Origin of the sequence: Bartonella sp. AC10YNML (assembly GCF_042196825.1) — a bacterium.
Classification (GTDB): domain Bacteria; phylum Pseudomonadota; class Alphaproteobacteria; order Rhizobiales; family Rhizobiaceae; genus Bartonella.
Genome location: NZ_JBHIRA010000006.1, coordinates 35073 through 56638, shown reverse-complemented (window position 1 = coordinate 56638; position 21566 = coordinate 35073). Strand labels below are relative to the sequence as shown.

17 protein-coding genes are annotated in these 21566 nt (G+C 38.4%); 1 reads left to right on the top strand and 16 read right to left on the bottom strand.

Features of this window, described 5'->3' with window-relative positions; translation table 11 throughout:
* Positions 1 to 12: 12 nt before the first annotated feature.
* The 3 genes from ACFINA_RS04640 to rpsO all read right to left on the bottom strand — a co-directional run bounded on the left by ACFINA_RS04640 (position 13) and on the right by rpsO (position 3793).
* Entirely contained in the window at positions 13 to 1008 is a 996-nt protein-coding gene (locus tag ACFINA_RS04640) for a class I SAM-dependent methyltransferase (protein ID WP_375610548.1), read from the bottom strand.
* A gap of 71 nt (positions 1009 to 1079) precedes the next feature.
* Positions 1080 to 3275, bottom strand: coding sequence for a polyribonucleotide nucleotidyltransferase (gene pnp, locus ACFINA_RS04635; RefSeq protein WP_375608024.1), 2196 nt, complete (start codon positions 3273 to 3275; stop codon positions 1080 to 1082).
* A gap of 248 nt (positions 3276 to 3523) precedes the next feature.
* Positions 3524 to 3793, bottom strand: a complete 270-nt coding sequence (gene rpsO, locus ACFINA_RS04630; protein WP_005774142.1) for a 30S ribosomal protein S15 — start codon at positions 3791 to 3793, stop codon at positions 3524 to 3526.
* Positions 3794 to 4107: 314 nt separating this feature from the next.
* On the opposite strand from rpsO, the gene ACFINA_RS04625 reads away from it, so the two are divergent.
* Positions 4108 to 5736, top strand: coding sequence for an MFS transporter (locus ACFINA_RS04625; protein WP_375614574.1), 1629 nt, complete (start codon positions 4108 to 4110; stop codon positions 5734 to 5736).
* Positions 5737 to 7339: 1603 nt separating this feature from the next.
* Here the strand turns inward: ACFINA_RS04625 and truB are convergent.
* From truB to ACFINA_RS04560, 13 genes are all read right to left on the bottom strand, one after another.
* Positions 7340 to 8302 (bottom strand): tRNA pseudouridine(55) synthase TruB, encoded by a 963-nt coding sequence (truB, locus tag ACFINA_RS04620; protein ID WP_375606823.1) that lies wholly within the window; start codon positions 8300 to 8302, stop codon positions 7340 to 7342.
* 4 nt (positions 8303 to 8306) lie between these two features.
* Positions 8307 to 8714 (bottom strand): 30S ribosome-binding factor RbfA, encoded by a 408-nt coding sequence (gene rbfA / locus ACFINA_RS04615; RefSeq protein ID WP_375606782.1) that lies wholly within the window; start codon positions 8712 to 8714, stop codon positions 8307 to 8309.
* Between the two features lie 121 nt (positions 8715 to 8835).
* Entirely contained in the window at positions 8836 to 11355 is a 2520-nt protein-coding gene (gene infB / locus ACFINA_RS04610; RefSeq protein WP_375606783.1) for a translation initiation factor IF-2, read from the bottom strand.
* Positions 11352 to 11987 (bottom strand): RNA-binding protein, encoded by a 636-nt coding sequence (locus ACFINA_RS04605; protein ID WP_375606784.1) that lies wholly within the window; start codon positions 11985 to 11987, stop codon positions 11352 to 11354. Before ACFINA_RS04605 ends, infB begins: the two co-directional genes overlap by 4 nt.
* A complete protein-coding gene (gene nusA, locus ACFINA_RS04600) occupies positions 11988 to 13619 on the bottom strand; it encodes a transcription termination factor NusA (protein WP_375615156.1) in 1632 nt (543 codons plus the stop codon).
* A 47-nt stretch (positions 13620 to 13666) separates the two neighbouring features.
* Positions 13667 to 14293 carry a ribosome maturation factor RimP gene (rimP, locus tag ACFINA_RS04595; protein ID WP_375615155.1) on the bottom strand — a complete coding sequence of 209 codons (627 nt, stop codon included), beginning with the start codon at positions 14291 to 14293 and terminating at the stop codon, positions 13667 to 13669.
* A gap of 151 nt (positions 14294 to 14444) precedes the next feature.
* On the bottom strand, positions 14445 to 15146 hold the full coding sequence (locus ACFINA_RS04590) for a tRNA (guanine(46)-N(7))-methyltransferase TrmB (RefSeq protein ID WP_375606787.1): 702 nt from the start codon (positions 15144 to 15146) through the stop codon (positions 14445 to 14447).
* Positions 15143 to 16411, bottom strand: a complete 1269-nt coding sequence (gene metK / locus ACFINA_RS04585; protein ID WP_375606788.1) for a methionine adenosyltransferase — start codon at positions 16409 to 16411, stop codon at positions 15143 to 15145. Before metK ends, ACFINA_RS04590 begins: the two co-directional genes overlap by 4 nt.
* A gap of 130 nt (positions 16412 to 16541) precedes the next feature.
* Complete coding sequence (locus ACFINA_RS04580) at positions 16542 to 16955, bottom strand: helix-turn-helix domain-containing protein (RefSeq protein WP_375606789.1); 414 nt, start codon at positions 16953 to 16955, stop codon at positions 16542 to 16544.
* A gap of 148 nt (positions 16956 to 17103) precedes the next feature.
* The gene (lnt, locus tag ACFINA_RS04575; protein WP_375606790.1) at positions 17104 to 18738 is read right to left on the bottom strand and encodes an apolipoprotein N-acyltransferase; all 1635 of its coding nucleotides are present in this window, start codon (positions 18736 to 18738) and stop codon (positions 17104 to 17106) included.
* Positions 18701 to 19726, bottom strand: a complete 1026-nt coding sequence (locus ACFINA_RS04570) for a hemolysin family protein (RefSeq protein ID WP_375606791.1) — start codon at positions 19724 to 19726, stop codon at positions 18701 to 18703. Before ACFINA_RS04570 ends, lnt begins: the two co-directional genes overlap by 38 nt.
* A 109-nt stretch (positions 19727 to 19835) precedes the next feature.
* On the bottom strand, positions 19836 to 20303 hold the full coding sequence (gene ybeY / locus ACFINA_RS04565; RefSeq protein WP_375606792.1) for an rRNA maturation RNase YbeY: 468 nt from the start codon (positions 20301 to 20303) through the stop codon (positions 19836 to 19838).
* A gap of 19 nt (positions 20304 to 20322) precedes the next feature.
* Positions 20323 to 21423 carry a PhoH family protein gene (locus ACFINA_RS04560; RefSeq protein ID WP_375610576.1) on the bottom strand — a complete coding sequence of 367 codons (1101 nt, stop codon included), beginning with the start codon at positions 21421 to 21423 and terminating at the stop codon, positions 20323 to 20325.
* Positions 21424 to 21566: the final 143 nt, after the last annotated feature.

The following is a 21566-nucleotide window of genomic DNA, read 5'->3' as shown; positions in this document are numbered from 1 at the left end:
TGCTTGTTCTGTTTATCTGCGTGCTTCGATAATTTTGAAACCATGGGGTTGTTCGTGTATCAACACTGTGCGGAAAATATTTTTTAATAATGTTTCATAAGGCAGGTGGCGGTTTGCAACAAAAAGCAGACTGCCGCTTGGCTTTAAGCACTTTGCAGCATTTATAATAAAATTTTTTCCTAATGAAACATCTGTTGTTTGTTGTGTGTGAAACGGTGGATTTGAAATGATTGTGTCATATAGATTTGTGATAGGTTCATGTACAAGGTCGTGCCAATAAAAATGAATTGGAAAAGGAGTTGTTATGGATTTAAGGTGCTGTTTTGCTGCTCTCAAAGCATTGTAGTCTGCTTCATAAAGGTCGAGAGCAGTGAGTTTTTCACTTCTTTCAAGCGCAACGTGAGAAAGATAACCCCATCCAGCACCAAAATCAGCTGTTTTTCCAGAAATAACTTTGAGCATATAAGAAGCAAGCGCAGCAGATCCTGGATCAATACGACCGTGTGAGAACATACCAGAAGTAGTTTGAAATTTACCAAAAGTAAGCGGTGGTGAGCGCAATTGTACAATATTCTGTTTCTCTATTTGTGGAGGAACTTGCAGCCAAAATACCAGACCATGATTTTTAGACAGTTTATTGGTGATGGGGACAATATTTTTGACCCATTTCATCATTGAAGCAGCACCAGCAGTTTTATTCCCACTGATCACAACCCATCCATTGGGTTTAACGCATTCTAATAAATCAAGAAAACAATTTTGATTAAAACCACGATATTTGCTCAAATGTAAAAATGCACCATCATAGTTGAAAGTTTTATCTATTTGAGGAGAGCAGTGAAATTGAGTATCGACAAATTTTAAAAAATCTGGTCGCCAAGGCGTAATAATTTTTAAATTTTGCGCCCATTTTTGAGCCGGAACTTCTGTTAAACCGAAACTCAGCCAACATTGGCTTGGATCTGGATACGGGAGTTCATGATTTTCAAAAGGCAAAAATAATAACACATAGGGCTCTTTCAAAGAAAAATGCCATTCCAATATTGGGATGGCATTTCATGATTGATAAGAAGAAAGGCTTACTCTTCTTTTTTCTTACGGCGGCGCTTATTTTCAGGTTGTTTTTTTTCATCCACGCACTTTTCTTCATTCATCGCTTTATCACCGGTGATTTCCTTTCCGGTTGTTTGATCAACGACCTTCATTGATAACCGAACTTTTCCACGCTCATCAAAGCCCATTAACTTAACCCAAACTTTGTCGCCTTCCTTAATAATATCGGTTGTTTTGGCGACACGTTCCGATGCAAGTTGAGAGATATGAACGAGTCCATCACGAGAACCAAAGAAGTTTATAAATGCACCAAATTCTGCAGTTTTTACAACTGTTCCTTGGTAGATAGCACCAACTTCAGGTTCATCAACAATAGAATGGATCCAGCGTTTTGCCGCTTCAATGGTTTTAGCATCAGCAGAAGCAATTTTAATGGTACCATCATCTTCAATATTAATTTTTGCTCCTGTTTGTTCCACGATTTCCCGAATAACTTTACCACCAGAGCCGATAACATCACGGATTTTATCGACAGAAATATTCATAACTTCGATTCTCGGAGAAAATTCACTCAGCTCAGCACGTGCACTGGTTAAAGCTTTCGCCATCTCATTAAGGATATGGATTCGGCCACCTTTGGCTTGTTCAAGCGCAATTTTCATAATCTCTTCGGTAATACCATCAATTTTGATATCCATTTGCAAGGCAGTAATACCATTTTCTGTTCCTGCGACTTTAAAATCCATATCTCCAAGATGATCTTCATCTCCTAAAATATCAGAAAGAACAGCAAAGCGTTCTCCTTCTTTAATCAAGCCCATAGCAATACCAGCAACAGGGCGTGCTAGAGGAACACCAGCATCCATGAGAGCAAGTGACGTTCCACAAACCGTTGCCATAGAAGAAGATCCATTGGATTCAGTAATTTCTGAGACAGCACGAATGGTATAAGGAAAAGATTCTTTATTTGGCAACATGGGATGAATTGCTCTCCATGCCAATTTGCCATGTCCAATTTCACGACGACCAGGAGAACCAAGGCGTCCTGTTTCACCCACGGAAAATGGTGGAAAATTATAATGGAGGAGGAATGTTTCCTTATACATACCCGTTAAAGAATCAACATATTGTTCATCTTCACCAGTTCCCAATGTTGCAACGACAATAGCTTGTGTTTCTCCGCGGGTAAAGAGTGCGGATCCATGTGTACGGGGTAAAATACTTACTTCTGATTGGATAGGGCGCACGGTAGAAAGATTGCGTCCATCAATACGCTTTTGGGTATCAAGAATGTTTCCACGAACAATTTTTGCTTGCAATTGTTTAAAGACGGTTGCAATTTGATCTGCACTGAATTGACAGTCGTCTTCTGTTTCTGGCATAAATTTACTGATAATTTCTGTTTTTAGAGCATCAATTGCAGCATAACGTTCTTGCTTATCAGTAATTGTGTAAGCCTTTCGTATATCCTGTTCTGCCATTTTCTGCACCGCTTTTTCAAGTTCAGAAAGATCTTCAGGAACAAAATCACGAGGATCTTTTGCAGCAACTTCAGCAAGCTTGATGATGGCATCAAGGACAGGTTGAAGGCCTTTGTGACCAAACATCACAGCTCCCAACATGATATCTTCCGGTAATTCTTGTGCTTCTGATTCAACCATCAAAACAGCACTTTCTGTTCCAGCAACAACAAGATCAAGTTTTGATTCAGGCATTTCATCGATATGAGGATTAAGAACATATTGTCCATTACAATAGCCAACGCGGGCACCGGCTATAGGCCCCATGAAAGGAACACCTGACAGGGTCAATGCGGCAGAAGATGCAATCATTGCAAGGATATCGGGATTGTTTTCGAGATCATGCTGTATAACGGAAACAATAACTTGTGTATCATTTTTATATCCCTCAACGAAAAGGGGACGAATTGGGCGATCAATCAAACGTGAAACCAAAGTTTCATTTTCACTTGGTCGACTTTCACGTTTTAAATAGCCCCCAGGTATTCGACCAACAGCATAGGATTTTTCTTGATAATTAACGGTGAGTGGAAAAAAGTCCTGGTCTGGTTTTGGGATTTTGGCTGATACAACGGTAGCTAAGACAATCGTTTCTCCATAGGTGGCAATCACTGCACCATCAGCTTGACGCGCTATTTTCCCTGTTTCAAGGGTGAGCGGACGCCCGGCCCATTCAATTTCTATCTTGTGCGTTTTAAACATTTTTTATCCTTAATGACCAGTGTTTAAATCTTTGATTGCTCACATTCTGGTTTCGCGTAGCATACTTCCAAGATCTGGGATGGACAACATACTTTTTATCTTTGTTGCAAGAAAAAAGAAGTAAACTGCTTAAATGCGAAACGATGAGCAGTTCTATCCCATAATAACTTATCAGTTTTTAAAATTTTTAATTAAAAGCAACACGTTGAAAAAATGGATGTTTTTTAAATACCACTTCCATTTTTCTTTTAGCGACGCAAACCTAACTTCTTTATAAGTGTCTGATAACGATTTTGGTCAACTCCTTTAAGATAATCAAGAAGGCGCCGGCGTTGAGACACCATCTTCAAAAGACCACGACGAGAATGATTATCTTTTTTATGAGATTTAAAGTGGTTTGTTAAATTAGAAATACGTTCAGAAAGTACAGCAATTTGTACTTCTGGTGATCCTGTATCACCAACTTTATTTGCGTATTCTGCGACAAGAGCTTGTTTACGTTCAGCTGTAATCGACATCGTATTATCCTTTCCAAAAACGAAGAAACATAAAGTCACCCATAGCCGAGATGTCGTTCAGCAAGGGTCTGTGAGAAAACAGGAAAAGTCGAAGACTCTTACCTATTTTCGTTCTTATATAGGAAAGAAGGTTAAAATACTAGTCCTTAACAGCATTTTGAAGTCTTTCTTTAAATAAAAGCTTTTGTTTTGAAATATTGATTTAAATAGAGTTTTATGAGAAGTTTTTTAAAGAATTATGCATCCTTTTGATACAAAGATTATGAGCGTGTATGTGGTAACAAAAGTGATAAATACCGATTTGGAGGAAAAAGATGCAGAGCATTTCAACATTAAAACTTTTTCGTAATTCGGTATTTCGAAATTTATGGTCATCTACTCTTATTTCTAATTTAGGGGGGCTGATACAGGCTGTTGGAGCAGGGTGGTTAATGGCGTTGATTAGTTCTTCGCATTCCATGGTTGGGCTTGTTCAAAGTGCGACAACGTTACCACTTGTTATGTTTTCTTTGATGGCAGGGGCCTTAGCTGATAATTTTAATCGGCGTCAAATTATGTTGTGCGCGCAAATTATGATGATGGTCATATCCATGAGTTTAGCTGTTTTAGCCTATCTGGGATTTCTCACACCTTGGCTTTTGTTATGTTTTACGTTTTTGATTGGATGTGGTACAGCTTTTTATAATCCTTCTTGGCAAGCAACGATAGGAGATATTGTGAGCAGGGAAAATATTCCTGCTGCTGTTAGTTTGAATAGTGTCGGCTTTAATTTGATGCGGAGTGTTGGCCCTGCGATTGGTGGTGCCATTATTGCAACTTTGGGTGCATCTGCTGCTTTTTTGTTTAATGCTATAAGCTATATTCCTCTTATTGGTGCGTTATTTTTCTGGAAATCGAATTATAAAAACAACCCATTGCCACGAGAAAGACTGTTAGGAGCTGTCTCAGATGGTTTGCGTTATGTTGCGATGTCGCCTAATCTCTTAAGTATTATGGTTCGAGCGTTCCTTTTTGGTATAGGAGCAATTTCGATTTTAGCACTTTTGCCAATTGTTGCGCATAAAGTTCTCGGAGGAAATGCCCTTCTTTATGGTACGTTGCTGGGTTGTTTTGGGTTAGGAGCCATGACAGCAGGTATTATTAATGAATTTGTACGGCATCATTTTCGTTCAGAAACAATTATTGCAAGTGCATTTATTGGTTTTGCCTTTTCTTGCTTTTTATTGGGAATAAGCCGTTCACTGATTATAAGCCATATTGCTTTATTTCCTGCAGGTTTATGTTGGGTTTTGGCATTATCGTTGTTTAATACATCTGTACAACTCTCCACACCACGCTGGGTTGTAGCTCGTTCTTTAGCACTTTATCAAACGGCATCTTATGGGGGGATGGCTATTGGAAGTGCAATCTGGGGAGTTTTGGCTGATGGTTATTCTCCAACAATTGCTTTGAGCATTTGTTCTCTATTCTTGATTTTAGGTGCTCTTGCGGGGGTAAAGTTTAGAATTCAAGAAATTCCTCAGATAGATTTAAATCCTCTTGATCATTTTAGAGAGCCGGAATTATTACTCGACCTCAAAGCAAGAAGTGGCCCGATCATGATAATGATTGATTATCAAATTCATGAAAATGATCTCGAAGAGTTTCTTAAAGTGATGACGCGTCGACGCCATATTCGGTTACGCGATGGTGCGCGTCAATGGGTCCTTTTACGAGATCTGGAAAGACCTGAATATTGGACAGAGGCTTATCATATGCCAACATGGGTAGATTATTTACGCCATAATCATCGTCGCACAAAAGCGGATGCCGAAGTCAATAAGCGTCTGCGTCATTTAAATTGTGCTCCTAACGGTATAAGAGTGCACCGCATGATTGAACGCCAAACAATACCCCAAGCCAATGAGATGCTTTTAAAAGTCTCCTCTGATCATCTCCCTTAGGGTTAAAACAGTTTTTTTGTAAAATATTAAATTATGTTAATATTATTTTGATCAATTTTTTTGCATAAGTGCAACAACAAAAAAACGGGTATTACAATAGTTAATATATTGACTTAATAAATGACTAATTATCATTTTTTATGGTAAATAATAGTCTTGAAAAATTTAAGTTTTTCTCATTTCAAATCTGTTTATCTCACTTTATATTGCATCAATCAAAACCATTTTCTTGTACGTCACAAGTAAGAGTGGGTATGATAGAAAAAGGAGGATTTCTAATAAACTATTTCGAGTACCAAGGTTTATTACGACACTTTAAATTAGAAAATAGAATGATGATACCGGCTTATATTTTTATTAAGCGTAAAGATGGGGCCATGCGCAATGAATTTTATATATTTTACGAGCGTTGTTGTGAAATAGGTTCGAATGCATTGAGAAATGTTTCTTAAAAAAGCATGTGAATAAGCAGCACAACAATTTTTATTTTAGGCGTCCTATTTTGAGTGAGAAATAATCATATTAAAAGAGCGAGAAAAATAAAAACGTAAGACAAAGCGTAATCCCTATTATTTAAAAATTAGAGTCGAATGAAAGGGATAATAGTAAGATGAAAAATAGCTTGTTTTTGCTTGCATATTTTTTCAAAATGAAGCTATTTTATCCTTTTAAATATTACTCAACCAGATATATCTTTACTCATATCTGGAATAGAAGGTTGAAACTGTTTACAAAATACCAACCATTTTAATCTTTCTTTCAAAAATGTTACAGTATTAGGGTTGAATATTGCTTTATAAGCAAGAGAAGAAATATAGTATTATCAGATAAATAAAGTCATGAAATAAAAAATATACCAACCATGGAATGAAGAGATATACCAGCTTTTTATTCGATACAAAAAACAACGATAAGCTAGTCCCTAGCTTGACAATTTCTTATTCTTTACAGATATTTTTACAAAACCTTTGCGTGCTTTCGTGATGATTAGAATAATCGATTGTAAGCATAATGATGTCATTTTTAGGTGGTCAACGATCAATTTTTATTGGATAGATAGTTGGAAGGGATTATCCTTACAATGTGTTTAAATCCTAAGGTTTGAGTTTTTCTATTCGAAACAATTCTTTTCGCCAAAAAGAGATTATGTAGGTGTGTACTGTAATGATCAAATGAGTGATTTAACATGATATAGATTCTTGAGTTTTTAAGGTTGGATGCAATGCATATGATTCCAACACATTGATTATAAGAATAAATAACTGTTTTTTATATTGAATGTAAAAGTCTAGATATCTTAGGATTATTTCATTTTAAATGTGTTTAGGTTGAATCCATCCAAATCATTCGCTGATTCATTACAAACGGAGGTTAATGTGTAAGTAAAAAGAGATTGAAAAAGGGATATAACATGCCGCTTATGAATCTTTTTAAATGCAAGGACTGTTGTGACATTAGGGGGGACAAAGTGTATGATGGTGTTGGCTTGTATCGTTAACTTAATTTTTGATGTGAATAAGAAAAATGGAGACAATGAAAAGCAAAACATTTTCTTTATTTGAGAGAGAAAAATGATTTTTCCGCAAAAGGGGGAAAGAATCGATTAAATTGTAAAAATCCGCTTTGCTTTAAATAGACCTTTGTCGAGGGTGCCGATAGCAAGAAGTTGTTCCTTATAGAGGACACAAATTTCATCTTCATCAAGAGGTACTTTGTGATGACACAAGGGTATAGAATGCCCCTTCATAACTCTTTGTGCTTGGGTTTCATTAAGGGTATAATGAAAGAGGCAATCCAATGCAGCGCTCGTTTCAATTAAGAGCCCATCAAGTGTTGTGAATTTTTTTTCAAAAGAACGATTATTTTCCTCTGTAGTGTTTTTATTTGGCGGAATGGCTGCTTTTAGTTCCTCCCATGTAATGAGATCTTCTTCATCAAAAGGTGCGACGGCAATACGTCTTAAATCAGCAATATGCCCATAGCAACCGAGATCACGTCCCATATCGCGTGCTAAAGAGCGCACATAAGTTCCTTTTCCGCAGGTTATTTCAAAGGCAGAATGCTCTTTGGTAGGCATTTCTAATAACTTGAAAGTTTCTATTTCCACTTCACGGGGCGGAATTTCAACAACTTCCCCTTCACGCGCTAAATCATAGGCACGATTTCCGGCAATTTTGATTGCTGAAAACTGTGGAGGTGTTTGCAAAATAATACCTGTATATTGAGGAAGAAGAGCAAGTATTTCTTCTCGAGTTGGACGTTTGAGAGATGTTTTGGTTATTTCTCCTTCTAGATCATCTGTTGAGCGCTCTTGCCCCCAAGCAATATGAAAACGGTAAGTTTTTTTGCCTTGCATCACGTAAGGGACGGTTTTGGTTGCTTCGCCCAATGCAATGGGAAGGAGACCAGAAGCAAGAGGATCAAGTGTACCCGCATGTCCTGCCTTTTGAGCATGGAAGAGCCATTTGATTTGTGAAACAGCTTCTGTTGATTTCATTCCTTTTGGTTTATCAAATATGACCCAGCCAGAAACAGGACGCCCTTTTTTCTTATGTTGCCGCGCCATATCTTTAATCCTCATCTGTATCACTATGGTGAAGATCGCGTGCAACCTCAGGCGAGCGAAGGAGGGCATCAATTTTTGAAAAATTATCAAAACTATTATCAAGTCGGAAACGCAGTTCTGGCATATATTTCATTTGTCGCAACGCATGACTGATTTCTCCACGGAGAAAACGACTACGTTTATTGAGGGTATCAACAACATCGGTATGAGAAGCATTTTTAAGAGTGCTGAGAGGTGATACAAAGCAAGTAGCAATTTTTAAATCTGGTGACATGCGTACTTCAGAGACAGAAATAACAATATCTTTTAAGATATCATCAAGCAAAATATCACGCTGTAATATATGCGCTATTGCATGACGTACTTGCTCTGCTACTCTAAGTTGCCGTTGTGATGGCCCTGCATTTTTCATCAAAGTTTTATCCTTGCTACAAGATCTCTTTTTTGACCATTTAGATAAGGAAAAAGAGATATTGCGTATAAAACCTAATAACTTTTCTCATTTCACAACAGAGTAAAGTTATTGGATTATTTTATAATGTGCGATTAATATGTTCGATACGGAAGGTCTCAATGATGTCTCCTGCACGCATGTCTTCATAATTTTCAAAGGCTATTCCACATTCTTGACCACTTTGCACTTCATTGACTTCATCCTTAAAGCGTTTGAGTGTTTTCAGCTTTCCTTCGTGAATAACGATATTATCGCGGATAAGGCGAACACCGGCTCCTCGTTCTATTTTACCTTCTGTAACGCGACAGCCTGCAACTTTTCCAATTTTTGTAATGTTAAAGACTTCTAGAATTTCAGCATTACCAAGGAATGTTTCACGCTGTTCTGGTGAGAGTAATCCAGACATAGCAGCCTTGATATCATCAACAAGATCGTAAATGATGTTATAATAACGAATTTCAATTCCTTGTGTTTTAGCAAAATCACGTGCTTGCTTATTGGCTCGAACATTAAAGCCAATTACAGCAGAGTTAGAAGCTTCCGCAAGAGAAATATCACTTTCGGTAATTCCTCCAGCACCAGAATGTACAATACGCGCACGAACTTCGTCATTTCCGAGTTTTTCCAATGCTGAAGCGATTGCTTCAATTGATCCTTGCACATCCCCTTTTATAATAAGAGAAAATTCCTTAACACCAGTCGTTTGCAATTTTGTCATCATTTGTTCAAGAGAACCACGTGAACCAGTTTGCCGCGCAACAGCTTTATCACGTGCTAATCGTTGACGATATTCAGAAATTTCACGTGCTTTTGCTTCATGTGTGACAACAGCAAAACGGTCTCCGGCTTGTGGTGTTCCTTGCATGCCTAAAATTTCAATTGGTGTAGAGGGAACAGCTTCTTTGACATGGCGGCCATGGTCGTCAATCAAAGCACGCACACGACCCCATTCATTTCCGGCAACGATAATATCAGAAGGGTGTAATGTACCTTTTTGAACAAGAACTGTTGCAACAGACCCACGTCCGCGATCCAATTTGGCTTCAATGATAACGCCCTCTGCAGTTCGTTGAGGATCTGCTTTTAGATCAAGCATTTCAGCCTGAAGAAGGATAGCTTCGAGAAGTTTATCAAGATTTTGACCAGTTTTAGCAGAAACTTCAACGTCCAAAGTTTCTCCACCCATAGTTTCAACAAACACTTCATGTTGTAGAAGTTCTGTACGCACTTTTTGTGCATTCGCAGCTGGTTTATCAATTTTGTTGATAGCAACAATGATAGGGACACCAGCAGCTTTCGCATGATTGATTGATTCAATCGTTTGAGGCATAACACTATCATCAGCGGCTACAACGAGAACAGCAATATCAGTAACACGCGCTCCGCGTGCACGCATAGCCGTAAATGCAGCATGCCCTGGTGTATCAATAAAGGTAATTTTTTGACCGTTTTGTTCTACTTGATAGGCACCAATATGCTGCGTAATACCTCCTGCTTCGCCAGAAACAACATTTGCTTTACGAATAGCATCCAAAAGAGAAGTTTTTCCGTGGTCAACATGGCCCATAATGGTTACAACAGGGGGGCGTTGCTGCATGTTTTGAGGATTATCTGTTATATTAAAGATACCTTCTTCTACGTCAGATTCTAAAACACGTTTAACAGTATGGCCAAATTCAACAGCGATGAGTTCGGCAACATCTGCATCAATAACATCGCCCGGTTTCATCATTTGTCCTTGTTTCATCAAGAATTTAATCACATCAACAGAACGCTCAGTCATACGTTGTGCGAGCTCTTGAATGGTAATCGTTTCAGGAAGAACAACTTCGCGAGAAATTTTTTCTCTTGGTTCTTGATTTTGTGCACGCTTAAACTTTTCCTGTCTACGCCGCATTGCAGCCATTGAGCGCCCACGTGCGCTTCCTTCTTCATCCAGTGCACTATTCAGAGTTAGCTTTCCGCGTCTCCGCTCATCAGCTCCTTTGACAACTTTGGGTATACGTATGTCTGACTTAGCAGGATTAGCACGTCGACTATGCCGTTCTTCCTCTTTATTGTCATCTATTTTGCGTTTTTCAACCACGGTTGTATGTTTAGGCGCAATAGGAATATCTGTCTGTTCAATGAGAGGGGGAACAGGTGGAATCTGTACTGGCGATATTTCTTCTTCTTGTTGGAGATGTATTTCTTTTTCTTTAATTTCTTGCTGTAAAATTTCTTCACGCTCTTTAGCGCGCCTTGCTTCTTCTTCGGCTTGTTCTCGCGTTATTCTTTCTTGGATATGTGCTTCTTCTAATGCGCGAAGTCTTGCTTCCATTTCAGCCGATGAAAGATTGCTTTTGGCTACAGATTCTTGAGGCTTTTTTTCCTCAAAACGTGGTTTAGAGCGCTGAGAAGCCACATGCGGCTTTGTAATGGGCTGTAGGGTTTCAGATTTTTCATCAGGTCGCGTAATTTTACGCCGTTTGGTTTCGACAACGACAGCCTTCGTACGGCCATGACTAAAATTTTGTTTAACCGTACTCGTTTCCAAGACAGACCTCTTGAGAGTTAGTGTCTTCTTGACGGTTGTTTTGTCGTTGTTATTTTCACTCATTGTACTTCCTTCACGGCTTGTGCCGTCATCTCACTAGACTTACTATGCTTGTCGTCACGATAGCTGATCAATTTACATGTCGTTTTGAGAAATCCTCCAGCAGCTTTTGTGTCCAGTAAGGCCGCGTGCATTACAGGATTAGAGCCAAAAGCCACTCGCATTTCATCACTTGTAAATAAAGATATGGTTTTTATAGTCCGATTTGTTTGTTGTTGTATTGAATGGATGGCCTGTGCAATTTTTCGTTTCCCATCTTCTGTTGTTTCTTTAGCATGAAGTACAAGAATAACTTTACCAGAGCGGATAGCAGCGTCAACCTTTGTTGCTCCCATAACAATTGCTCCCGCTTTTCGCGCCATGGAAAGGCTTGAAAGAGCGGCTTTTAGTAAAAGCGTATCAACAACATGCACAAGATTTGGTGCAACTTCAACATCTGTTTTAAAATTTCTATGAAAAGCTTTTTGTTTGATTGCTTTCTCAATAACAGCGTGATGGGCAGAAATCCAAACGCCACGCCCTGGTAAATTCGCTTTAAGATCAGGAACAATTTGGTTATTGGGACCAATAACAAAACGGATCAGTGTTTGTACTGAAGCATTTTTTCTGGTTACAATGCAAGTCCGTTCATTCATTTAAAGTGTATCCACATCCAAATCATCTGTTTTTTCATTTTCTGCAGAATTTTCATCTTCTACAGAACTTTCTGTAACAAGATCAGCTTGGTCTATCCAGCCTGCTTGTACACGTGCGGCTAAAACCATAGCTTCTGCATCTGCGCGTGTAATGTCAAAAGGGGTTAAAATACCAGAAAAATTCTGTGTTTGACCTTCTTTACGTTCTCTCCAGCCAGCTAAATCATCAACGGCATAGCCAGCAAAGTCTTCTATCGTTTTTACACCATCCTCACCTACAGCAACCAACATAGCACTTGTCATTCCAGGAAGTGTTCGCAATTCGTCAGAAACTCCGAGTTTTTTACGTTTTTCGTCGAGCTCTTTTTCTTGCCGATCAAGATATTCGCGGGCACGACTTTGGATTTCATTAGCAGTTTCATGGTCAAAACCATCAATAGAAGCAATTTCTTCAAGATCAATATAGGCGATTTCTTCAATAGAAGAGAAACCCTCTGATGCCATAACCTGTCCGATCATTTCGTCAACCTCTAAGGCCTCCATAAACAATTTACTCCGTTCAGTAAATTCTTTTTGACGATTCTCAGATTCTTCTTTTTCCGTTAAAATATCAATGTTCCATCCTGTTAGTTGCGAAGCCAAGCGAACATTTTGCCCACGTCGTCCAATAGCAAGGCTAAGTTGATCATCTGGCACAATAACTTCAATCCGTTCAGCATCTTCATCAAGGATGATTTTAGAAACTTCAGCAGGTTGCAGTGCATTAACGACAAATGTTGCCGCATCAGGCGACCAAGGAATAATATCAATTTTTTCGCCTTGTAATTCAGCAACAACAGCTTGTACACGACTTCCTCGCATTCCAACGCATGCTCCAACAGGATCAATGGAACCATCGCGTGAAACAACGGCGATTTTAGCCCGTGAGCCTGGATCACGAGCAACAGATTTGATTTCTATAATACCATCATAAATTTCAGGTACTTCCATAGTGAAAAGTTTTACCATAAATTGGGGATGGGTGCGTGAAAGGAAAATTTGCGGCCCACGCGTTTCACGGTGTACATCATTGACAAAAGCACGAATGCGATCTCCATAGCGGAATGATTCACGAGGAATTAATTCATCACGGCGCACAATAGCTTCACCGCGCCCTAGATCAACGATGACGTTACCATATTCCACACGCTTAACTGTACCAGAAATAATTTCACCAACTTTATTTTTGAATTCTTCATATTGCTGATCACGCTCTGCATCGCGTACTTTTTGTACAATAACCTGTTTAGCAGATTGTGCTGCGATACGTCCAAAATCCATAGGAGGTAAAAGATCAGCAAAAAAATCACCAATTTTTGCTTCTGCTTGACGTTTGAGAGCATCAGACAAAGTAATTTCCGTTGTATAGTCTTCAACGACATCAACGATTTTAAGCAGGCGCTGTAATTTAATTTCACCTGTTTTAGAATTGATTTCAGCACGAATATTGGTTTCTTGACCATAACGAGAACGTGCTGCTTTTTGAATAGCATCAGCCATCGCAGAAATGACAATTTCACGGTCGATTGACTTTTCACGTGCAACAGCATCTGCAATTTGCAGAATCTCAAGCCTGTTAGCGCTTGTAGCCATCAATTTTCTCCTTCTTTGTGCCACACGATGGGTATTTCCCAGTGATATTATTTTTTGAAATTGAGCGTCTGTATAGAGTCGTTAGCGTTCTCTTTGGCAATGAATTGTTGACTTAAATCTTTATTTTGTTTCAATGCATCGCGAATAAGCTCATCGGTAAGCACTAAATGCGCATTTATAATATCACAAAAGGAAATAGGGGTATACATGGCTTCTCCATAAGCAGCTTTATCAGCGTTTAAAATAAATCCATCTTGCGTGATATTTGTAAGTGTCCCGCGAAATTTTCGGCGCCCATCAATTGTTATTTTGGTTTCAATTTTTGCAAGATGCCCTTGCCAATGAAAAAAATCAGATTTTCTTACCAATGGACGATCAATTCCAGGGGATGAGATTTCTAAATGATATTTGCGTTCAATAACATTTTGTACATCAAGGAGGGGAGAAACAGTTCGACTAACCGTTTCACAATCTTCTATGGTCATAGAACCATCGGCACGTTCAACCATAATTTGAAGTGTTAAACCATTTTGACCAAGAAGTTTCACGCGAACCAAACGAAAACCTAAAGGTTTAAGTAGTGGTATGACAAGAGCAGCAACCTGTGCTTCGATACCATCTTCTTCAAACAGGCGCGGTTCGTCAAGATTGCTTATTTTTTCAACTTCATTCATAAATTTTATCCAAGTTGGTTTCATCAGTTTTATGATATTAAAAAAGAGCGGGTCCAACGGCCCACTCTTCATCATAAGACCAAGAATTTAACTATTGATACTCTTAAATTCAAAATTTTTCAAGTTGTTTATGAGAAAAGCGCTTGATCATTTATTTCTTGATAAAGGTAAGATAGGCAGGCGTTCGTCCTTCGCGGAGAGCTTTTGCTTCATAGCGGGTTTCGCTCCATAGTGGATAAGGGAGTTTCCAGTCTTGAGGGCTTTCTGCTTTCCATTCAAAGTGATCATGTTGTGCACAATGGTACAAAGTCCAGTTTACATAACTGTCTATATCACTAGCAAAGCGAAAAAATTTCCCTATTTTAAGAACACGAGAAAAACGGTTAAGATTTTTTATATTGATGAAGCGTCGTTTCCAGTGTTTCTTTTTCGGCCAAGGATCAGGATAGAAGAGGTCTATTCCATCAAGCGAGTTATCAGGGAGCCAATCCAGAAGGCGTGTAGCATCATCATTATAGAGGCGAAGACGATTTTGATGGTTTTGATGCTGTTCAAGAGACGACAATATTTTTGCCATGCCATTGATAAAGGGCTCGACACCGATAAAACCGGTTTTTGGAAAATATGCCATTTCATGAAGTAAATGTTCACCTCCACCAAAACCGATTTCAAGTCGAATTTCTCTTACTTTGCTTGAAAATAAAGATGTAAGGTTTAAGGGAGGAGGGACATTTAAATCAATATTCAAACTGGGGAGAAGCATTTGTATACGTGTAAGCTGACTGTTTCGAAGTTGTTTTCCTTGTCGGCGTCCAAAAAATGCTTCACTCTTACGTATATTATGTTTAATCATGGGATTTGGATCATTGTTTGAAGCGTTTTCACGAGATCAGTTTTTTCCCATGAAAACGAACCATCGTGTTTTGGTTTACGACCAAAGTGACCATAGGCAGCTGTTTTTGCATAAATAGGTTTATTGAGGTCAAGATGTTTTCGAATGCCGGTAGGTGAAAGGTCCATTATTTTGCGGATGGCTTCTTCAATAACCTTTTCATCGACTTTTCCTGTTCCATGAAGATTAAGATAAATAGATAAAGGTTGTGCAATACCAATTGCATAGGAGAGTTGAATGGTGCATCTTTCTGCTAAATGAGCAGCAACAATATTTTTAGCCAGATAGCGTGCCGCATAGGCAGCAGAACGATCAACTTTTGTTGTATCTTTTCCTGAAAAAGCACCGCCTCCATGGGGTGCTGCACCTCCGTAAGTATCCACAATAATTTTGCGTCCCGTTAATCCGGCATCACTTTGAGGACCACCAATGACAAATTTTCCTGTTGGGTTTATATACCAACTACATTGAGCTGAAATGGGAATGTCATGTAAAGCTTGGCGAATGTAAGGTTCAACCACTGTACGCACTTTATTGGAATCCCAACTTTCATCAAGGTGCTGCGTTGAAAGAACAATGGATGTGACCTCTATCGGTTTTCCATTTTTATAACGTATGGTTATTTGGCTTTTAGCATCTGGTCCTAATTTTCCAGTTTCTCCCTCTCCTTTATGACGGGCTGCGGCAAGAAGTTTGAGAATTTTATGCGCATAATAAATTGGCGCAGGCATGAGATCAGGTGTTTCACGGCAAGCATATCCAAACATGATGCCTTGATCACCTGCTCCTTCTTCACCATGCCGATCCGTAGCATTATCAACCCCTCTTGCTATATCAGCTGATTGTGGGCGCAAAAGAACATCAATTTTAACAGTTTTCCAATGGAATCCTGCTTGTTCATAGCCAATGGTACGAATAGCACGGCGCGCTGCTGTACGAAAACGTGTAGGATTAATGAGTGGAAAGCCAGTCTTATCATAGATGAATTCTTTATTTTTATCTTTTTTTAATAGCGTATCGGGAACACGCACTTCACCAGCGATAACAACACGGTTGACACTGACGAGAGTTTCACATGCAACGCGTACTAACCATGGATCAGTACCAGTCTTTTCAGCTTCTTTATAGATCATATCAACGATTTCATCGGAAATACGATCACAAATTTTATCAGGATGTCCTTCCGATACCGATTCGCTCGTAAAAAGATAATCTTGATGCGGCATAGGAACTCCTTCAAAAAAGAAAACCAACGATTTAATCAATTGCTTACTAAAGTCGTCACCATTTGCTAATTCTACAGCAAATAGTCAATGCAAATGTATATGAATAAAAGAGAAAAGATATAATTTTAATTTATAACTTATTTGTCAAATCTTCCTCAGAAAGTGCTTTTGCCAAGTCAATAATTTTTCGACGCACTTTAGCATCAGATATATTTGTAAAAGCGCGCATGAGCTGAATCCCTTCGCTGCTAGAACAAAAGTCTATAAAATTGTGTTCACTTTCAGCAAAACCTTCTACTTGTTGGGAGGTAAGTCCTTTATCAAAAAAGTAAGAAACAGGAACATCCATAATTTCCGCTATCGCTTGAAGACGGCTGGCACCAATACGGTTTGTTCCTTTTTCATATTTTTGGATTTGCTGAAAAGTAATTCCTAATTTTTCACCTAGTTTCTCTTGAGTGAGTCCTAAAATATTACGACGTAAACGGATACGAGTTCCAACATAGATATCTATAGGGTCAGGTTTTTTTCTAGTTTCGGTCATAATGCAACTCTTTATTTCCAGCATTTTTCTTCTAAACCAACATCATATTTATGCGCAGTTGATTTATCATATAATTAAAACAATATGTAATATTTTTTCCCAATATTACTGGTACACGCAACATAATACCGTACAAAGGGCACTTGAATCATTTAAGCTGTTTTGTAAAACCAAAACCAATACGACACAATAGCATAAGGATGAATAAGGTAAAAGTAGAGAAAGTTCTGTATTCATTGCTTCCTATAGGGGTAATGGATGATGGAATTCGTGAATCAATAATGCCCACAGCATTTTGTCGAAGAGCTACAACGATTCGTCCATAAGAATCAATAACAGCTGATATGCCATTATTGGCTGCCCGTATGAGGGGAATTCCCAGTTCAACGGCACGAAGCTGTGCTTGTTGAAGATGTTGATAGGGTCCAGGTGTTACACCAAACCATGCATCATTTGTAATATTAATAATTGCTTGAGGCGGGGAGCCTTTGAAAGTCATTTCATGGGGAAATATTGCTTCATAACAAATCAAGGGTAGATAAGAAAATCCGTTTGGCATTGTAACAATTTTGCGCACACTTGCAGCACTATATCCACCAATATTATCGGCAAGGGTGCGCAATCCAATTTTTTTCAATAAATTCTGATAAGGAAGATACTCACCAAAAGGAACCAAATGAAGTTTATCGGAAGTATTTAAAATATTACCTTGAGCATTAATGACTGCAATTGTATTAAAATATTGTGTTTGGGAATAAGGTAGATCATTGCTGGCGCGTATTGCTCCAACAATAGCCCATTGTTTAGGTTTTAAAAGAGAGGCGATGTGCATTGTGATAGATGATTGATCATAGAGAAGGTAAGGAACGGAAGCTTCAGGCCATACGATAAAATCGGGTTCTGAATTTTGATCGGTTGTTGGTGTTGCACTTAGCTTCATATGCGCTTCCAACATAGCTTCTCGTGTATTATCACGCAATTTTATATTTTGTTGGATGGACGGTTGAACAATGCGCACCCAATAAGCACTTTTTTGATCTTCAGCTGTGTCTTCTATAGTATGAAGACGATAAAACCCAAAACCACAGTGAATGAAGATAAGTGATAAGCAAAGAGAAAGTGCCACTTTCTTTTTTTCATCTGTGAGTAAAACAGTTGGCAAACTGTAGGCTAAGACAGCAAGAATATTCATTCCGTAAAGTCCCACGATTGCATCAGATTGCATGAACATTGGGGTTGGCATGGCTGTATAGCCAAGAGAGTTCCATGGAAATCCTGTGAATAAAAACGCACGCAACCACTCGGACAATCCTAATGCAAAGGCTAAAACAAAAAAGCGTGCTATTCCTTTTGTCCATAATAAACCGACAATGAAACCAGAAAAAAACCAATAAAGAGAAAGGTAGAGTGGAGGGACTAAAATGGCTAATGGGACGGCCCAACCAAAAGAATCTGGATCTGTTAACAAAGCATTGCATAGCCACCAAAGGCCGCAAATAAAATAACTAAAACCAAAGGTTCCACAGCTTAGAGCGTAAGTAAAAAAATGTTTTTTATTATTTTTGGTGGCTTGTATTGAGTCCAGTAAAACAATAAAGAGAGGGAAAGTTAAAAAGCAAAGAGGTGTTAAATAAAAGGGTGGAAGTGCAAAAGAAGTAAGAGCACCACACAGAAATATCCATGCTTGGCGTTTCCAGCCTGTAACAGAGAATAAAAAAACAATGAAATTGTGTAAAAACGCTGAACTATTCTTTAGGGATGGCATTGTTTTCAAGATTCTCATTTTTTGGAATGCGAAAAATGCGCAACCGTTTAATCCGGCGTTTATCAGCTTCTAAAATACGAAATCTATAGCCAGGTACAGCTTCAACAATTTCACCTTTGGCAGGAATGCGATCAAGAATGGAGACGATCAAACCACCAATAGTATCAACTTCATCACCATATTCCCCTACGATAAAATCAGGACCAAGAGCTTTCTCCACATCTTCTAGTTCAGTTCTTGCATCAACGAGCCATTTATTATTGGGTTCACGTACGATAGCATTGTCGACATTATCATGTTCATCTTCGATATCCCCAACGACTAACTCAACAATATCTTCCATTGAAACGAGACCATCTGTTCCTCCATGTTCATCAATAACTAAAGCCATTTGAGTTCGTGTAGTTTGCATCCGTGTTAATAATTTGCTTGCAAGCATAGAACTGGGAACAAAGAGAACTGTTCGGATCAAGTCCAATTCACCGATTGGAGTATGTAAGTCTGTATGGTTTAATTGAAGAAAATCGGATTTTTGTTCGGTTTTTGTTGGATTGATAATAAAGCGAATCATATAGTTAAGAATATCGCGGATATGGATCATGCCGCGCGGATCATCTAAAGTTTCAGCATAAACGGGTATGCGAGAATGACCAATTTTTGCAAAACATTTAAGGGTTTCTCCAAGTGAAGTGTTTATTTCTAATGCTTCGATTTCAGAACGAGGTATCATAACATCATCCACGCGTGCTTCACGTAAACGTAAAATGTTATGCAGCATAGTACGTTCTTCAGGCGAGAAGGGGGCGGTATCTTTTTCATTGTTAGTCGTGAGGGCAACGGTAAGATCATCGCGCAGTGACGTAGGTGCACAATTACGACCACGTAAGAATGAAAATAAATGATTCATCAGAGAATATTTTTCTGTATGATTCGTCTGTTGAGAAGATTTTTTTTCATTGTTAGAAGATGTTTGACTATTATTTTGTGTATTTATTTTGTTGTCCATGGTTTTGAAATCTTCTAAACTTTCTTTCTTATAATAGATAAATAAGAGGCTTTAAATGGTATGCTTGTAATATTAATTTTAAAAGTTAAATTTTATCATTGATAGACAATTATGCGTAAGGATCTCTTATGGAAAGCTTTTGAAGAATTTCTCTTTCGAGCTTTTCCATTTTATATGCTTCATCATCAGTTTCATGATCATAACCAAGCAGATGCAAGATACCATGAACAATCATATGTGTTAAATGGTCTTGAAATGTTTTTCCTTCTTTCTCTGCTTCGAAAACAACAGTTTCTCGGGCAATAATAATATCACCGAGCATGGGACCAGGTCGATTTCCAGCCTTAAGTGGAAAAGCAGGAAAGGATAATACATTAGTAGATTTGTTTTTGTTGCGCCATTGTGCATTGATTTGTGCCATATGTTCATCATTCGTAAAAAGCAAGCTAATCTCGCTTACAACATTTGCCAATGAAACATGATGCATAGTTGTCATTAATGCTTTTTCAGTGATATTATAGAGCATTTTCTCATCATTCCACCCTGCGCTTTTAATCATTATATCAATAATAATCATGATGAATCAAATTCATTTTTTAATGCATCGCATGCGAATGATTTTTTTTATTTTGTATTTCTGAATCACGATCATAAGCACCAACGATAGCAGCAACAAGTGGATGGCGTACAACATCTTTTTCATCAAAATGCACAATTGCGATACTTTCTACATTTGAAAGAATGCGAATTGCTTCAATGAGACCTGATTTTTGCCCTATAGGCAAATCAATTTGGCTTACGTCACCGGTAACAATCATACGCGTTCCTTCTCCAAGACGTGTGAGAAACATCTTCATTTGCATGGGTGTAGTATTTTGTGCCTCATCAAGAATAACAGCGGCATGGGCAAGTGTTCGTCCGCGCATAAAGGCGAGAGGAGCAATTTCTATGACACCAGAGGCTAAAATGCGTTCTATTTTTTCAGCGGGCATCATATCATAAAGAGCATCATAAAGTGGTCGTAAATATGGGTCGACTTTTTCTTTGAGATCACCGGGAAGAAAACCAAGATGTTCTCCAGCTTCAACAGCCGGACGTGAGAGAATAATTCGCTCAATGATACCGCGTTCTAGAAGCATTGCAGCATGAGCAACAGCAAGATACGTTTTTCCTGTTCCTGCTGGTCCTATACCAAACACAAGTTCAGTATGCTCCATAGCGCTTATGTAAGCGTCTTGTGTTGGAGTTCTTGCATGAATTATTTTTTTATGGGTACTCAACCTTGCTGGTATACGTTTCGTTGCAGATTTGTGTGCTATTGTGTCTTCTTTCTGCTTCTTTGGTATATTTGCCATAGAAATCGCTCCTTTTATATCTGATAAAGTGAGCTCTTGATGTGTTTTGGCTCGTTCATAAAGCTGCTGCAATACATATTGCGCACGTTTTATAACAGAAATATTTCCACGGATTAAGACTTCATTACCACGCGGATGAATACTAAGTTCGAGTTTTTTTTCGATATAAGCGAGATTTTCGTCAAATTTACCAAAAACTGCTTTTGCATATTTATTATTTTCGAAAATCAAAACAACTTGGCTCAGATCTGAAGCGCTTGTTTGTTTCAAGGTATCAGCCTTTTCAAGGGACGTATTTACTTTTTCTTTAATACGCTTTATTTTTTCGGTTGAAGTTTTCAGTCTATTCTCCATATCTACATAAATATTGCACATTTTGTTAAGTAAACTTTATAAAGACAATTTTTTACAAAAAGTGCACGCTTTAGATGTAATCGTTTTCTTTTAAAATAAAAGAGTTTTCCAAAATATTTATTGTGAACAAG

Excerpts from the sequence above, each read along its gene's own strand:
- ybeY (WP_375606792.1), bottom strand. The coding sequence starts at position 20,303 with ATGATTATTATTGATATAATGATTAAAAGCGCAGGGTGGAATGATGAG.
- rimP (WP_375615155.1), bottom strand. The coding sequence starts at position 14,293 with ATGAATGAAGTTGAAAAAATAAGCAATCTTGACGAACCGCGCCTGTTT.
- ACFINA_RS04570 (WP_375606791.1), bottom strand. The coding sequence starts at position 19,726 with ATGGACAACAAAATAAATACACAAAATAATAGTCAAACATCTTCTAAC.
- metK (WP_375606788.1), bottom strand. The coding sequence starts at position 16,411 with ATGCCGCATCAAGATTATCTTTTTACGAGCGAATCGGTATCGGAAGGA.
- ACFINA_RS04625 (WP_375614574.1), top strand. The coding sequence starts at position 4,108 with ATGCAGAGCATTTCAACATTAAAACTTTTTCGTAATTCGGTATTTCGA.
- rpsO (WP_005774142.1), bottom strand. The coding sequence starts at position 3,793 with ATGTCGATTACAGCTGAACGTAAACAAGCTCTTGTCGCAGAATACGCA.
- infB (WP_375606783.1), bottom strand. The coding sequence starts at position 11,355 with ATGAGTGAAAATAACAACGACAAAACAACCGTCAAGAAGACACTAACT.
- rbfA (WP_375606782.1), bottom strand. The coding sequence starts at position 8,714 with ATGAAAAATGCAGGGCCATCACAACGGCAACTTAGAGTAGCAGAGCAA.
- truB (WP_375606823.1), bottom strand. The coding sequence starts at position 8,302 with ATGGCGCGGCAACATAAGAAAAAAGGGCGTCCTGTTTCTGGCTGGGTC.
- ACFINA_RS04580 (WP_375606789.1), bottom strand. The coding sequence starts at position 16,955 with ATGACCGAAACTAGAAAAAAACCTGACCCTATAGATATCTATGTTGGA.
- pnp (WP_375608024.1), bottom strand. The coding sequence starts at position 3,275 with ATGTTTAAAACGCACAAGATAGAAATTGAATGGGCCGGGCGTCCGCTC.
- ACFINA_RS04605 (WP_375606784.1), bottom strand. The coding sequence starts at position 11,987 with ATGAATGAACGGACTTGCATTGTAACCAGAAAAAATGCTTCAGTACAA.
- lnt (WP_375606790.1), bottom strand. The coding sequence starts at position 18,738 with ATGAGAATCTTGAAAACAATGCCATCCCTAAAGAATAGTTCAGCGTTT.
- ACFINA_RS04590 (WP_375606787.1), bottom strand. The coding sequence starts at position 15,146 with ATGATTAAACATAATATACGTAAGAGTGAAGCATTTTTTGGACGCCGA.
- nusA (WP_375615156.1), bottom strand. The coding sequence starts at position 13,619 with ATGGCTACAAGCGCTAACAGGCTTGAGATTCTGCAAATTGCAGATGCT.